The sequence below is a fragment of the Polaromonas sp. YR568 genome, from assembly GCF_943369675.1.
Classification (GTDB): Bacteria; Pseudomonadota; Gammaproteobacteria; order Burkholderiales; family Burkholderiaceae_C; genus Polaromonas.
In genome coordinates, this window is the sequence record NZ_CALROB020000028.1 from 40,030 (window position 1) to 54,912 (window position 14,883).

General features: G+C 63.5%; 12 protein-coding genes and 1 pseudogene. 4 read left to right on the forward strand and 9 right to left on the reverse strand.

Annotation, left to right across the window (positions count from 1 at the left end; all coding sequences use genetic code 11):
- Positions 1–273 precede the first annotated feature (273 nt).
- Positions 274–1,266 carry a Bug family tripartite tricarboxylate transporter substrate binding protein gene (locus ACLV8F_RS15995; RefSeq protein WP_411885191.1) on the reverse strand — a complete coding sequence of 331 codons (993 nt, stop codon included), beginning with the start codon at positions 1,264–1,266 and terminating at the stop codon, positions 274–276.
- A 93-nt stretch (positions 1,267–1,359) separates the two neighbouring features.
- Entirely contained in the window at positions 1,360–2,133 is a 774-nt protein-coding gene (locus tag ACLV8F_RS16000; RefSeq protein ID WP_411885192.1) for an Asp/Glu racemase, read from the reverse strand.
- Between the two features lie 120 nt (positions 2,134–2,253).
- On the opposite strand from ACLV8F_RS16000, the gene ACLV8F_RS16005 reads away from it, so the two are divergent.
- Complete coding sequence (locus ACLV8F_RS16005) at positions 2,254–3,192, forward strand: LysR substrate-binding domain-containing protein (protein ID WP_411885193.1); 939 nt, start codon at positions 2,254–2,256, stop codon at positions 3,190–3,192.
- Positions 3,193–3,318: 126 nt separating this feature from the next.
- On the opposite strand, the gene ACLV8F_RS16010 is transcribed toward ACLV8F_RS16005, so the two are convergent.
- From ACLV8F_RS16010 to ACLV8F_RS16030, 5 genes are all read right to left on the reverse strand, one after another.
- Entirely contained in the window at positions 3,319–4,029 is a 711-nt protein-coding gene (locus tag ACLV8F_RS16010) for an ABC transporter ATP-binding protein (RefSeq protein WP_411885194.1), read from the reverse strand.
- Positions 4,030–4,045: 16 nt separating this feature from the next.
- Positions 4,046–5,851, reverse strand: a complete 1,806-nt coding sequence (locus ACLV8F_RS16015) for an ABC transporter permease subunit (protein ID WP_411885195.1) — start codon at positions 5,849–5,851, stop codon at positions 4,046–4,048.
- Between the two features lies 1 nt (position 5,852).
- On the reverse strand, positions 5,853–6,770 hold the full coding sequence (locus ACLV8F_RS16020; protein WP_411885196.1) for a branched-chain amino acid ABC transporter permease: 918 nt from the start codon (positions 6,768–6,770) through the stop codon (positions 5,853–5,855).
- Between the two features lie 102 nt (positions 6,771–6,872).
- Complete coding sequence (locus ACLV8F_RS16025) at positions 6,873–8,084, reverse strand: ABC transporter substrate-binding protein (protein ID WP_411885197.1); 1,212 nt, start codon at positions 8,082–8,084, stop codon at positions 6,873–6,875.
- 80 nt (positions 8,085–8,164) lie between these two features.
- Entirely contained in the window at positions 8,165–9,448 is a 1,284-nt protein-coding gene (locus tag ACLV8F_RS16030; protein ID WP_411885198.1) for a hydroxymethylglutaryl-CoA reductase, degradative, read from the reverse strand.
- Positions 9,449–9,654: 206 nt separating this feature from the next.
- Here ACLV8F_RS16030 and ACLV8F_RS16035 point away from each other — a divergent pair, with 206 nt between their 5' ends.
- Positions 9,655–11,073 carry a PLP-dependent aminotransferase family protein gene (locus tag ACLV8F_RS16035; protein WP_411885199.1) on the forward strand — a complete coding sequence of 473 codons (1,419 nt, stop codon included), beginning with the start codon at positions 9,655–9,657 and terminating at the stop codon, positions 11,071–11,073.
- 231 nt (positions 11,074–11,304) lie between these two features.
- Here ACLV8F_RS16035 and ACLV8F_RS16040 read toward each other — a convergent pair whose 3' ends face one another.
- A complete protein-coding gene (locus ACLV8F_RS16040; protein WP_411885200.1) occupies positions 11,305–11,976 on the reverse strand; it encodes a glutathione binding-like protein in 672 nt (223 codons plus the stop codon).
- A 111-nt stretch (positions 11,977–12,087) separates the two neighbouring features.
- Between ACLV8F_RS16040 and ACLV8F_RS16045 the strand changes: the two genes are divergently transcribed.
- Together ACLV8F_RS16045 and ACLV8F_RS16050 are read left to right on the forward strand one after the other, a co-directional pair.
- Positions 12,088–12,939 carry an AraC family transcriptional regulator gene (locus ACLV8F_RS16045; protein WP_411885201.1) on the forward strand — a complete coding sequence of 284 codons (852 nt, stop codon included), beginning with the start codon at positions 12,088–12,090 and terminating at the stop codon, positions 12,937–12,939.
- 102 nt (positions 12,940–13,041) lie between these two features.
- Positions 13,042–13,161 (forward strand): annotated as a pseudogene (locus ACLV8F_RS16050) (IS481 family transposase); the annotation flags it as partial.
- Between the two features lie 249 nt (positions 13,162–13,410).
- On the opposite strand, the gene xylB reads toward ACLV8F_RS16050, so the two are convergent.
- The gene (xylB, locus tag ACLV8F_RS16055) at positions 13,411–14,880 is read right to left on the reverse strand and encodes a xylulokinase (protein ID WP_411885202.1); all 1,470 of its coding nucleotides are present in this window, start codon (positions 14,878–14,880) and stop codon (positions 13,411–13,413) included.
- Positions 14,881–14,883 lie beyond the last annotated feature (3 nt).

The following is a 14,883-nucleotide window of genomic DNA, read 5'->3' on the forward strand; positions in this document are numbered from 1 at the left end:
TGGCGGCTACCGAATCACCGAATGAAACGTGTTAGAATATTTATTCTGTTTTTCACATTCATTAGAATTTTCATTCTGATGCCGTTTATAGGTTTCTTTCAGAACGGTGTCAAGAATGTTTTGCGCCTTGCCGTTGTTGGAACGCCCAAAAAAAATGCCCCCCTTGAAGTCTCAAGGGGGGCATTTTTTATGATGCCGACACTTTAGTGCTACGTCCCGGCGCCAGGCCGGTTTTCAAAAGCAGGCGGCGAAGGCCCGGCCGCGCTCAACAATTTATTCAGGCTTGATGCCGGCGGTCTTGATGGTCTTGGCCCAAAAGTCGGTGTCTTTTTTCACCAGGGCGTCCAGCACCGCGGGCGGCTGGTAGCGCAGTTCAACGCCGGCGCCGTCGGCGCGGGTTTTGGTTTCCGGCAATTCCAGCGCGGCCTTGATCTGGCTGCTGAGTTTGCTCACAACGTCGGCGGGCGTCCCGGCGGGGGCGAAGATGCCGACCCATGCTTCAAGTTCAAAGCCTTTGAGGCCGGCTTCAGCGGTGGTGGGCACCCCGGGCAGGCCGGGATGACGGGCTTTGCCGGCCACTGCCAGGCCTTTGAGTTTGCCCGTCTGCACCTGGCCCATGACCGACGGCGGCGTGGTGATGAACACCTGCACCTGGCCCGAGAGCACGTCTTGCAGCGCCGGGCCGGAGCCGCGGTAGGGAATGTGCACCATGCTGGTCTGGGTCTGCAGCTTGAACATCTCGGTGCCGATGTGCGACAGCGAGCCGTTGCCCTGGCTGGCGTAGCTGAGCTTGCCGGGGTTGGCCTTGAGGTATTTGATGAACTCGCCCAGGTTGTTCACCGGGATAGACGGATGCACGGCAATCACGTTGGTGGCCACCGTGATCAGCGCGACCGGCACAAAGTCCTTTTGCGCCCATGGCAGCTTGGGGGTGAGGTTGGGGTTGCCGACGTGGTAGGCCGAGTAGGAGTTGAGCAGCGTGTAGCCGTCAGGGTTGGCACGTGCGACGTACTGGTAGGCCACATTGCCGCTGCCGCCGCCGCGGTTGTCCACCACGACGGGCTGGCTGGTGACCTTGGCCAGCGAGTCCGACAGGATGCGGGCCGAGGCGTCGACAAAGCCGCCCGGCGGGTTGGGCACCACCAGCGTGATCGGCTTGCTGGGATAGGCCTGGGCCATCGCGGCGCCGCTCACAAGGCCCGCGAGCAGCGCGGCACTGGTGACGGCAAGCAGCCGGCGAAAGGATGTCGGGGGAAAAGCGTTCATGGTTCAGCCTCCTTGTTGTGATGAGTGGTATCGATTGATATCGATGAATGGTGATGAATGGTGAATGACTAACGGCAGGAAACCCGCAAATGATTAATAGCGGCCCGACAGCAGCGTACCTGCGCCCGGCACGCGCCGCTCCAGCCCCAGGCTTTTGAGCAGCGCGTAGGTTGTGCAGACCGCGCTGGACACCACGGGCAGGCCGCTGGCCGCCTCGATCAACGGCACCGAGGCCAGCGAGGGCATCTGCACGCAGGCCGAGGCGACGATGGCGTCGGCGCCCTTGACGTTGAGTTGCTTCCACAATTCGGCCGGGGCCTTGGGGTCGCGCGCGCCCACGGCGAGGTTGTCGTGGATCTCCAGCGAAATGCTGTCGATCACTTCAATGCCTTCGTTCTCGATGTAGTCGATCACCATGCGCGTCAGCGGCTTCATGTAGGGCGCGATGATGGCAACACGCTTGGCGCCCAGGGCCTGCAGGCCTTCGACCAGGGCGCCGGCGCTGGTGATGACAGGCGCGGGCAGGCCGTTGGCCACGGTGACTTCATGCAGGCGGCGCTGCGACTCGCGGTGATAGCCCTTGCCCATGCTCATGATGGCGACCAGGCAGGCGTAACCCATGACGTCCATGCGCGCATCCGACAGCTCGAGCGCGCATCGGTCGGAATCGCGGTCCATCGCCGCCAACTCCTCTTTGGTGACCGACTTCATGCGCATGCGGCTGGAGTGGAAGGTGAAGCGCTCGGGCAGCACCTGCTCGCGCGCGCGCAGCATGGCCGGGATCTCCGTTTCCATGGTGGTGTTGGAGCTGGGCACGATCAGCCCGATCCGGTAATTTTTTGGCGTCTGGCCTTCAGCGGCTTGCATGCATGTCTCCTGGTGGCGGGTTCAAGCCCCCGATTCTTTGCCGCTTGATCCATACAAACAAATACATAATCAGGATAGACCCATACCGAAACCAGATAGATACCCTCCTGAAGGCCACACGTGGAACTGCGTCAGATCCGTTACTTCACCGTGCTCGCGGACGAGCTCAGCTTTACCCGCGCGGCAAAGCGTTTGCATGTATCGCAACCGCCTTTGAGTTTCCAGATCGCCAGCCTGGAAGCCGAGCTGGGCGCGCGGCTGTTTGACCGCACCAGCCGCAGCGTGGTGCTCAGCGAAGCCGGCAAAGCTTTTTTGCCCCATGCACAGGCGGTGCTGGCACGGCTGGAGGAAGCCCGCAGCCACGTGACGCGCGTGGCCAGCGGCCTGCAGGGGCGGGTGCAACTCGGGCTGGCAGGCTCGCATTTTCTGGGGCCCTTGCCCAAGTTCATCCAGCAATTCCGTTTGCAGCGGCCCGCGGTGGAGGTCGTGCTGCACGAAATGAAACCGTCCGACCACTTGCAAGCCTTGCGCGACGGACGGCTGGACCTGTGCGTCTCGCGCAACCCGCTCAATGACATGCAGGTCAGCGCCGCGCTGCTGTGGCGCGACCCGGTGGTGGTGGCCCTGCCGCCCGGCCACAGGCTGGCCAGCCGCCGCCGGCTCAGCCTGGCCGATTTGCGCGATGAAGATTTTGTGTTTTTGCGGCTGGACTCCTCGCCTTTTGCCGCGCGCCTGTTTGAAGCCTGCCTGTGGGCGGGTTTTGCGCCGCGGATTGCGCAGCACGTGGTCGAAGTGCCTGCGGCGCTGAACCTCGTGGCCGCCGGCCTGGGGGTGGCGCTGGTGCCGGCATCGATGGCGCAACTGAGGTCCGACGCCGTGGGCATTTGCCGGCTCGGGCCAACCCCGCAGCCTGACGCCAAAGGAGCGCGGACCCGTGCGGCCAAGGCGCCGGACATCAACGGTGACGTCTACGTGCTCTGGCGCACCGACCATGTCGCGCCGGCCGTGGCGGAGTTCACCAAACTGCTGGTCGAATGGGCGGGCGGCCTGCCGGCATAGCATGGCCGGCTTGCTGCGGATGCGACAAAAACAGGCAGCACGCCGAAAGCCAGCAGCGGCGCGGCTTTGGCGTCCTGTTCACAAACTTATCCACAACGTAGCCCACAGTATCCCGGGATAACCGGCTCAGTGTTTTCCCAGATAGGCTTCCCGGACTGCGGGATCGTCCAGCATGGCGCGGGCGCCGCCCGATGAGGTGATCTCGCCGGTCTTGAGCACATAGGCACGATCGGCCACTTTAAGCGCCTGGTTGGCCATCTGCTCCACCAGCAGTATCGTCACGCCGCTTTGCTTGAGCGCGCGGATCACGGCGAATATCTCTTTGACGATGAGCGGCGCCAGGCCCAGGGAGGGTTCATCAAGCAGCAACAGGCGCGGCCGCGCCATCAAGGCACGGGCAATCGCCAGCATCTGCTGCTCGCCGCCGCTCAGCGTGCCGGCCAGCTGATGCTGCCGCTCACGCAGGCGCGGGAAGGTGGTGAATTGCGTCTCGACGTCAAGGGCAATCGACGGGTCGGAGGCCTTGCGCAGGTAAGCGCCCAGCAGCAGGTTGTCGCGCACGCTCTGGTCGGCGAACACCTGCCGGCCTTCGGGCGACTGCGAAATGCCGAGTGCCACGCGGTGATGCGCCGGCATGCGCGTGATGTCATGCCCTTCAAATTCGATGCCGCCCGCAAAGGCGGGCTCCAGGCCCGAGATGGCTTTCATCAGCGTGCTTTTACCGGCGCCGTTGCCGCCTATGATGGTGACGACTTCGCCGGCCTTCACTTCCAGGCTCACGCCTTTGAGGGCTTCAATCGCGCCGTAACGAACGGCCAGGTTATTGATCTTCAGCATGGTGGGCTCAGGCAGGCTACAGGTTGGCGGTGGATGGCATAAGGTCGCCATCATCATCGTCCTCCACGCCAAGGTAGGCGGCAATCACGCGTGGATTGCCTTGCACGGCGGCGGGAGTTCCCTCGGCGATTTTGGCGCCGTAGTCCAGCACCAGAACGTGGTCGGACACCTCCATCACCAGGTCCATGTGGTGCTCGATCAGCAGCACCGTCATGCCTTTGTCCCGGATGCGGCCTATGAGGCGGGTCAGGTCCTGTGTTTCCTGCGGGTTCAGGCCGGCCGCCGGCTCATCCAGCAGCAAGAGGCGCGGATGGGTGGCCAATGCGCGCGCCAACTCAAGCCGGCGCTGCAGGCCATACGGCAGGCTGCCCGCTTGGTCGCCGGCGCGAGGCAGCAAGCCGACAAATTCCAGCAGGCGAACCGCTTCGCCGCGCGCCCAGGCCTCCTCGCGTCGCGCCGCGGGCAGGCCCAGCAGGCTGGCAAAGAATCCCACCTTGAGGTGCGGGTGCAGCCCCGACAGCACGTTGTCGAGCACACTCATGTGCGGGAAGAGCTTGAGGTTCTGGAAGGTGCGCCCTATGCCGAGCGCGCAGACGGCGCTGGCGCCGGTGCGGGTGATGTCTGCGCCGCAAAATTCGATGCGCCCGCTGTCCGCCGGAATCACACCCGACAGGATGTTGAGCAGCGTGGTCTTGCCAGCGCCGTTGGGGCCTATCAACGCATGCACGTGGCCCGGCCGCAGCTCGAAGCTGACATCGCTGGTGGGAATCACCCCGCCATAGGCCTTGCACAAACCCTGGGCACGCAACATGGCACCGGCTTCGTCACGCGCGGACGCGAACTTCGGCTGCCATTCGCCCTGCGGGGGCGCCGGCGGTGAGGCCGCGGATTTCCGGGGCCGGAGCTTGCGCACCGCTTTCGACAGCGCCCCCGCCAGCCCCTGCGGCATGGCGTACAGCGCAAACAGCAGCAAGGCGCCGTAAGTGAAATGCTGCAGGTGCGGCCAACGCGCGAGGAAGGCGTCCAGCAGGGTCAACACCACGGCGCCCAGCACCGGGCCGTACCAGGACGGCCCGCCGAACAACACGATGAGCAGCAGGAAGATCGACAGGTTGAAGGTGATGAAGTCGGAGTTGATGTACTGGTTTTGCTGCGCCAGCAAGGCGCCGGCCAGCCCGCAGGTGACGGCGCTGATGACGAAGGCCAGCACCTTCATGCGGTAGACATTGATGCCCACGCTTTCAGCCGCGACTTCGGCGGCCTGCACGGCCTGGAACGCGCGGCCGTATTTGCCCGACAGCAGCGTGCGCAGCAGCAGGTGGGCGGCAAAAGCAAAGGCCAGCACCAGCCAGGCCCATTCGCGCGTCCCCAGCATGTGCCCGGCAAAACTGGGCGGCACCACGCCGTAAATGCCCTGCTGGCCGCCGAAGACGTCCTGCCATTCGGTGACGATTTTTTCGACCACGATGCCGAAGCCTATGGTCACCATGGCCAGCGACGGCCCCTTGACGCGCAGCGAGGGCAAGGCGATCAATACACCGAACAAGCCGGCAACCACCCCGGAGGCCGCCAGCGCCAGCCAGGGGTTCCAGCCACCCTTGGTGGTCAGCAGCGCAACGGTATAAGCACCGGCCGCGAACAGCCCGGCATGGCCCAGCGATTTTTGCCCGCTCCAGCCGACCAGCACGTTGAGGCCGCAGGCGGCCAGGTAATACAGGCCGGCCGTGAAAATGATCTTGAGGTAGAACTCGTTGGTGAGCAAAGCCGGCACCGCCGCGGCCAGCACTGCGGCGATCACCAGTCCAATGGTGTGCGGTTTCACGTCAGACCTTCTCGAACGGTTTTTGGCCGAACAGGCCCTCAGGCTTGATCACCAGCACCAGGATGATGAGCGCAAAGATCGTGATCTCGCGCATCTCGGCACGCCACAGGCCCACCAGCGCTTCGACGCAGCCGAGCAGAAAGCCGCCCGCGATGCAGCCGCGCGGGCTGGTCAGCCCCCCGACGATGGCTGCTGAAAAGGCCTTGAGTGCGATCGACAGGCCCATGAACACCGAGGCCGTGGTGATGGGCGCAATCAGCAGGCCCGCCAGCCCGGCAAGGCCCGAAGACACCACAAAGGCCAGCACCACGATGGCCGCCACGTTGATGCCCATCAATGCCGCCGCCTGCCGGTTGGCGGCCACAGCGCGCACCGCCTTGCCGATGCGGGTGCGGCGCAGCACGTGGTCCAGCGCGAGCATGACGACGGCAGTGACCACCAGCACCAATATTTCCTGCGGCCTGATCCCCGCGCCGCCGATGCGGATCACCGACTCGCCCAGCGGCGAAGGCATGCTCATGGACCCCGGTCCCCAGATCGCCAGTGCGGTGTTCTGCAGGATGATGCCGAAGCCTATGGTGCTCATCACCCACGACATGCCGGCCGACCCGAAGAAAGGCCGCACCGCCGTGAAATAAAGAATGACGCCCAGCACCCCGAGCACGGCCAGGGACACCACCAGCGCCATGCCGTAATTCAGCAGGCTGACGTCGGCACTGGTCAGCACGCCGGTCTGGCTCTTGCCGGAAATCAAAAGCAGCGTGCCGACCGCGACCAGTGAACCGGCCACCAGGAATTCGCCCTGGCCGAAATTCAGCGTTTTGGTGGTCGTGTGCGTGATGCTGAAGCCCAGCGCGACAAGGGCATAAATGCCGCCAAGCGCCAGTCCGCTGAGCAGTGCCTGCAGCAAGTTGATCATCCGGTATGTCTCCTGTGGCAACGCCGCCGGCCTGGCGAAGTTGCCTTGATTGTGCCGCCGCGGCAATTGTGGCTGCCGTGGCTTGACGGCTGGAAAACCCGCTTACTTCTTCAGGTCCGCGGGCGTCATGGCCTTGGTGATGGCGTCACTGTATGCCGTGACCTTGCCGTCTTTCCAGCGCGCCAGGTTGAAGTCGGACACCGACAGCGCGTCGTGTTCGGTCTTGCTGAAGGGCTTTTTGTAGAGCTTGATGATGCCTTGCGTGTCGGGCACACCGGCGTCCAGCGTGGCGGCGACTTTGGCGCCGTCCGTCGTGCCGGCCTGCTTGATGGCGGCGGCCAGAAGCATCATCGAGTCGTAAGACTGGGCGGCGGCCACGAAGGTCGGCATTTGCGGATAACGCTCCCGTACACGCGCGGCCAGGGCCACGGCGCGCGGGTTGCTGTCTTCGGCGGTGGAAGTTGCGAAGATGATGTGCTCGGAAAGTTTCTTGCCCGCGATATTGAGCAGCGGCGTGCTCATATTGCCCCAGGTGCCCAGCGTGGTCGGGAAGTAATTGATCTTCTCCATGCTGCGCAGCAGCTGGGCATTGGCGTCGGCCAGGCCGTAGACGATGACGGTGTCGGCGCCGGAGTCGCGGATCTTGGCGAGCTGCGACGTCATGTCGGTGTCCTTGGGGCCGAACTTCTCCACCGCCACGGGTTGCTGGCCGTGCATGGCGAGCACCTCGGTCAGGTCCTTCACGCCCTGCTGGCCGAAACCGGTGGAGTCGGCGATGAAGGCGATCTTTTTATTTTTGGTGGCTTTGACGGCGTAGGCCAGCAGCAGCGCCACCTGCTCGCGGTCCACCATCGAGATGCGGTAGATGTAGTTCTGCGATTCATTGGCATAGCGGCGGGTGATGTCGGTGGCGGTGGCCACGGGAACGATCACCGGGATTTTCTTTTGCTGCGGCAGGTGCAGCCAGGCCAGCGCGTTGCCCGAGTTGGCGGGGCCGAGGACGGCAACCACTTTTTCGCTGTCAATGAGCTCGGTCATATTCTGGATGGACTTGGGCGGGGCGCCGGTGTCGTCGCGGATCACGCCCACCAGCTTGCGGCCCAGCACGCCGCCGGCCTTGTTGATGTCTTCGATCGCCAGGTCAAAGCCGTGGCGCGCGGCAATGCCGAGTTCGGCCACGGCCGTGCCGGACTGGTCGGCGTTGAAGCCGACCTTGATGTCCTGCGCGTGCGCCGGGGCGGCCAGCGCAAATGCGGCCGTGAGGGCCGAAGCCAGCGCGGAAAGGGTTCTGGACTGAATCCACTGTTTGAACATGATGCTTGTCTCCTGATTTGATTATTGATGCAAGGGGAAGCGGGACGGAAAACAAAAAAGCAAAAAACAAGACCCGCGGGCTAAGCCCTGATCTCTGCGAGCAGTTGCAGGGCGCGGTCGGTACGGACATCTTTTTCGCCGGCCATGCGGCTGGCGATTTTGTCGATCTCGTCGCCCGTGGCCCCGGCCACCAGGGCGATGTTGCGGGCGTGCAGCGCCATGTGGCCGCGCTGTATGCCTTCAGTGGCCAATGCGCGCAGCGCGCCCATGTTCTGGGCCAGGCCCACGGCCACGGCGATCTCGGCAAGTTCCTGCGCCGACTCGACCTTCATGATCTTGAGCGACAACTGCGCCAGCGGATGCGTCTTGGTCGCGCCGCCGACCAGGCCCACCGGCATCGGCATTTCAATCGTGCCGACCAACGCACCGCTGCGGTCTTTTTCCCAGGTGGTGAGCGAGGTGTATTGGCCACTGCGGCAGGCCCAGGCATGGGCGCCGGCTTCCACCGCGCGCCAGTCGTTGCCGGTGGCGACGATGACGGGGTCTATGCCGTTCATGATGCCCTTGTTGTGGGTGGCGGCGCGGTAGGGATCGACGGCGGCGAAGGTGTAGGCATCGAGGATGCCTTCAATCACCTCGGCGCCGGGGCGCTCCGGCGTCGTCAATGCCTCAGGCGTGACGCGCAGGCGGGCGCGGGCCAGGCGCAAGTCGGCCAGGTTGGAGAGGATGCGCAGGCGCACCGTGCCGCCGGTGATTTTTTCCACCAGCGGCGAGACCGATTCGGCCATGGTGTTGACGGTGTTGGCGCCCATCGCATCGCGCACGTCCACGATCAGGTGCATCACCACCATGGGCCCGCGCGCGGTGTCGGGAAAGACATGCACCTCGATGTCCTTGCAGCCGCCGCCCAGGCCGATCAGCACCTTGTCGCGGCTGTTGGCAACTTCAAGGATTTCAGCCCGGCGCCTGAGCAAGCCCTGGCGCGCGCCATAGGGGTCGGTGCAGCCCAGCACCTGAACCTGCGCGCGCATGAGCGGTTCGCTGCTCGACGTTTCAAAGCCGCCGCATTCCCGCACCAGCTTGGCCATGAAGGAGGCCGCAGCGACCACAGAGGGCTCTTCCACCACCATGGGAACCAGCACGTCTTTGCCGTTGACGGTGAAATTCCCGGCCACGCCAAAGGGCAACTCGAAGGTGCCGATGACGTTTTCAATCATGCCGTTGGCGCGGTCCACGCCGAGCGCGCCGGGCTGGGCCAGCAGGGCCGCATCGGCTTGCGTCAGGCCGGCGGCGCGCACGAGATGCGCAAGCCGCCCGGCTGGGCTCAGGGCGCGGAAGTTGGGAAGGCGGGAATCAACAGTCATGTCTCTTTTTTCCTGGTGTCACGGCATTGCCCGCAAAAGATCGGGCTCGGGGAAGCAGTACGGTCAGGACACTGTAGGTAATCTGTACCATCAGATAAAGGTACAGTTTGGCGGGACAGCGGGCTCGAACGGCGCCGGACAGCCGCCGGCGGCGATAGCGGCGTCCGGTCCCATATCACGATCCAACACGATTGATCACAGCTTCCATGCCCAGAACCAAATCACCAGCGCAGCCCACCACCATCGCCGCCACGCTGGCCGCATCACTGGAAAGGCAAATCGCGGAGGGCGCCTTCAAGGCCGGCGAAAAGCTGCCGTCGCTGCGCGAACTGGCCGAGCTGCACGGTTACGCGAAAAATACCGTGGTGGCGGCCTTTGAATTGCTGGTGGCGCGCGGCATCGTCGAGCCGCGGCGCGGTTCGGGCTATTACGTGCTGGGCGCCGCGGCGCCCAAGCCGGCGGAAGAAGAAGCCGGATCATTGGGCCGGGCGATGGACATCGTCTGGCTGATGCGCGAGCAGCTCAAGTGGGAGGCCGACCAGCTCAGCGTGGGTGACGGCTTTCCGCCGGTGGAGTGGCTGGCCGGCGCGCGCCTGGACAAGTTTCACCACAAGGTCGTGCGCACCGGGCTGGGCGCCCTCTTCCGCTACGGCAGCCGCTTCGGCTATGAGCCGCTGCGCCACCACCTGGTGCGCAAGCTGGCCGACCTGGGCATAGGCGCCGAAGCGCGGCAAATCGTGCTGACGCACGGCGCCAACGAGGCCATGGACATCGTCATCCGCTACTTTGTGCCGCCCGGCGGCACGGTGCTGGCCGATGACCCGGGCTATTACCCGCTGTTCGGCAAGCTCAAGCTGGCGAGCGCCCGCATCGTCGGCGTACCCCGGCTGGCCGACGGGCCCGACCTCGAGGCGCTGGAGCAATTGCTCATCACACACCGGCCGCGCTTGTTCTTCACGCAGTCGGTGGGCCACAACCCCACGGGCTCGGACATCAGCGCGGCCAAGGCGTTCCGTGTCCTGCAATTGGCCGAAAAATATGACTTACTGCTGGTTGAAAACGACCCGCTGGCCGACTTCAAGCCCATGTCCATGCCGCGCCTGTCGGCGCTCGACCAGCTCAACCGTACGATTTACAGCGGCAGTTTCTCCAAGTCCTTCTCCGCCGCGCTGCGGGTGGGTTTCATCGCCTGCGGCGCTGACCTGGCCAGCGACCTGGCCGACCTGAAGGCATTGATCCACGTCAGCAGTTCAGAATATTGCGAGCGCACGGTGGACGTCATCCTGAGCGAAGGCCATTACCAGCGCCACCTGGCGCGCTTGCGCGACCGCATCACCGAAGCCACCGCCAAGGCGGTCCGCCTGTTCGAGGGTGTGGGCGGTGAGATTTTCGCCAAACCGCCGCAAACGCTTTATTTGTGGGCGGCGCTGCCCGGCGTGCCGGACTCATTGAAGCTGGCGCAGGAGATGCTCAGCGAAAAAATTGTTTCGGCGCCGGGCAAGGTGTTCTGCGTGGACTCGTCACAACGCTCGAAGTGGTCACGCTTCAACGTGGGGGCCGTCGCGGATCCGCGCTTTGCCAAAGCCTTGCGAGTGGTCCTGCGAAGGCTGGATGAAACCGGATGAGCATTCGCTCACATGCGGCTACGTTCGGGCATGGAATGCGATCCCGGCAAGCTGTCGATGCGTGAAACAGCCATGCGCCAAAAGAAAAAGGCCGCTTGCTGAAGATCCCCGCCAAACCCCGTAAATACTGCGCTGTAAAACTTTTTCAGTTTTTTGTTCCCCGGTATGTTCCCCGGTATTTTGGTGGCTAGGCAAAAGATTGCAGTACCGCCAAGATCGGCCCGAAGCGCACTATCTTCTCATTGCCTCCAATCCCACATTGGGAAAGATTGGAAGCTTCACTCGCTCAAACACCGGTGCAATGATCTGACGAAAGCGCATATATGACGGTCTCGATGCAACCCGTCCGTGGAACTTTGCGAGGTTCGGATATGGCGTCAGATCGAATTTGAAATAAGGCTCCCATCCGATCATCACGAACAGATAGGCATCAGCTACCGTGAAAGCATCGCCTGTCACGTAGGGTTGATGCACCAGCAGTTGCTCAATGCAGGTCAGCCTGCGGTGCAGGTTCTGCCTGTGTATCTCTTTCGCTGCCTCTGGCATATGCGGATGGAACAACGGTCCGATGGTTTTATGTACATCGGAACCCACGTAGCTCAACCACTCCATCACGCGATAGCGCGCCAGGCTGCCCGCTTTCGGGAGCAGACTGGAGTCGGGCTTCAGGTCGGCAATGTATTGCAGGATGACGCCGACCTCGGTCAGCAGTTCGCCGGAATCCAGTCTAAGCGCCGGAACGGAATTTTTTGGATTCACGTCAGTGAATAGTGATCCATCGTCGATCAAGACATGGGGTTGCACGTAGATATCGACGAATTCGATTTCATGAGGTAGGCCAAGCTCAAGCAGGATCATGTGGGCCGCGCCCGAGCAGGCAAGCGGTGAGGCATACAGAATCATCGTATCTTCTCCTTCTTCATCGTTTAAAGTTCGTACTCAGAATAGATGCAGGCTCCTTCACCGGATGTGCTGATACCATCAATCGCTGTGCCGATCCGATCAAATTGATTCATGCCGAGGCAGAACGTGAAGGGCGAACTCCAAATCCAACGAATGGTCTGGTCGAGGCAAGACGTCGGTCTGACCGCATCGGTTCTTCAGCGGAACGATTTGCTCGTTCACACCTTCACAACCGATCACCCCTCGCTCATCTTGCTGAGGCGTGGCAGGAAGACCATCAAGATCGGCGGTAAGAGGATCGTTCTGTCACCCGGCGATGCTGTGGCGGTTGCGCCAGGTGCGAGTTGCGATGTTCAAAACGAAACAGAACGAGGGCAGTTTGAATCCACTTGGATCGTCTGCGAAAACTCAATCCTCTCCAAGCTAGAGCGAACTCTTCCGAATTACAAAAAGCTGAAGGATGTCGCTGGGCTAAGAGGCTTGGGCAGTGAATTCGTGCAATCGTTCGAACGTGCCGCCCAAGCCATTGCCACGCCCGGCCGCATTCCAGGCGTGGTTGCCGAGCACCGGATGCTGGAACTGCTGGCTTGGCTGGCGCATTCAGGGCTGATCTTCGATCCAGAAACGCCTTCCGATCTGCAACGGAAAGTGCGCCTCATGATCGGGGCCGCACCGGAAAAAACTTGGATCTCAAAAGATCTGGCGCAATCTCTCGCATTGAGCGAAGCGACCTTCAGACGTCGGCTCGCGGATCAGGGACAGTCTTTCAACGACATCCTGATCGATGTGCGCATGACGACGGCACTGACGCTCTTGCAAGTCACCGACCGTCCGATTTCAGAAATTGCCTATCAAGTCGGCTACGAATCAGCCTCGCGTTTTTCGGTCCGATTCAAGAAACGTTTTGGTTTCTCGCCAACAGCCGTCAGAGGCGTTCCATCGCAGCTGCAATCTCCATCATGAATGCCCCAAATAGGTTCCGCTGATGTCCGCTCGGTCTGTAACCTACGGTATCTTGACGGGCGAGCCGCCTTTTGTGCTGTGACAAGTAGGTATTTTGTCTAGCGTACCGCCTGGCTGCCCGCGTTCCTGAGTTACTACAACGCCCGAAGGCCCCACTCGGCTCTCGGCTACAAGCCTTCAGCCCCCAGACTTGGCGGGAACAACCTATTGCAACTTAACACTCCCTTCGATGCCATACGTTGGGAGGCAACCCATCTCGTCGTCGGGCGTTCTATCTCTCGCTCAGAAAATCCGTCCGAGTCGTTCGCTATCATCCAGGCAGAGATGGATGCAGCTGTCGCCTCGTGATGTCGACCGGGTGCTGGCGTCGATCAAGGCGCCCGGCTTGTAGCTCACGAAAACGTCGTTAGCGCACCCCAGATCGGACCTTGAATTGGAGACGGTCATGCGCTTGCGGCTTAGGGCGCCCCGCTACGAACCGTACAAGGGCGCCACACCGGCATATAGCGATGCAAAACGCGCCCCGCGGTCTCGCCATCGCGCCTGCTCGGCGGCCCGGGGTACGTAACTGTCCAATGTCACGGGCGCCTTGAGGACGCCCCACGCGTCGGCCTTGTCCACACAAAGCCAGGCCAGCCGGGCCGCGCCCAGGGCGGGGCCCGCGGCGGAGTCCTCGCGCCGGATTACTTCCAGCCCCGTGGCGTCCGCAAGCATCTGGGCCCAGTAGGCGCTTCGCGAGCCGCCGCCAATCAGGCTGACCTGCGTGAACCCGGCGCCGGTGGCCTGCAAGGCCGCGATGCCCTGGGCCAGCCCGTGGCACACGCCTTCCAGGGTGGCATTGACCAGGTCGGCGCGCGCGGTGCCGGCATTCAGGCCGAAGAACACGGCCTGGGCATGCGGGTTGTTGTGCGGCGTGCGTTCCCCGTTCAGGTAGGGCAGGAACAGCGGCGTGGACGGTCTCAAGCCGCGCGCCTCGGCCTCGGCCAGCAGCCGTTCCACGTCGGGCTCGCCGACCAACGAGGCGGTGAAATCCAGGCACGAGGCCGCCGACAGCATGACCGACATCAGGTGCCAGGCCTGCGGCAAGGCATGGCAAAAGCTGTGCACGGCTTGCGCGGGATTGGAGACGAATTCACGCGTGGCGACGAAGACAACGCCCGAGGTGCCCAGCGACAGCATGGCGTCGCCGGCGCGGAACACACCGGCGCCGAGCGCGCCGGCGGCGTTGTCGCTCGCGCCGGCGGCCACCGGGATGGAACGCAAGCCCCAGCGCTGCGCGAGATCGGCCCGCAGCATGCCGGTGGCCTCGGGGCCTTCGTGCAGCGTTGACATGTGCGCGCGCGACAGACCGCAGGCGGCCAGCAGTTCGTCGCTCCAGTCACGCCTGGCAACGTCCAGCCACAGCGTGCCCGCCGCATCCGACATGTCGGTGGCGTATTCGCCGGTCATGCGCCAGCGCAGCCAGTCTTTGGGCAAGAGCACGCGGCGCACGCGCTCGAACACCGCTGGCTCATGGCGCGCCACCCACAAGAGCTTGGGCGCCGTGAAGCCGGGCATCATCATGTTGCCGGTGATCTGCCGCGAGCGGGGCACCTGGCTTTCCAGCAACTCGCATTCCGCGGCGGACCGCCCGTCGTTCCAGAGCATGCAGGGCCGCAGGACCTGGTCCTGCGCATCGAGCAGGGTGGCGCCGTGCATCTGGCCGGTCAGGCCGATGCACGCCACGTCGCCGGGGCTGTGCCCCGCCGCCACCAGGCCGGCCAGCGCTTCCCGGACGGCGCCATCACAAGCGCGCCACCAGGCATCGGGATCCTGCTCGCGCCACAGCGGCTGCGGCTGGTCGACCGCCAGCGGCGCCGTGCCGACGGTCAGCACCTGGTGCCGGCGGTCCAGCACGACGGCCTTGACGCTGGAAGTCCCGAGATCGATGCCGAGGAACATGCG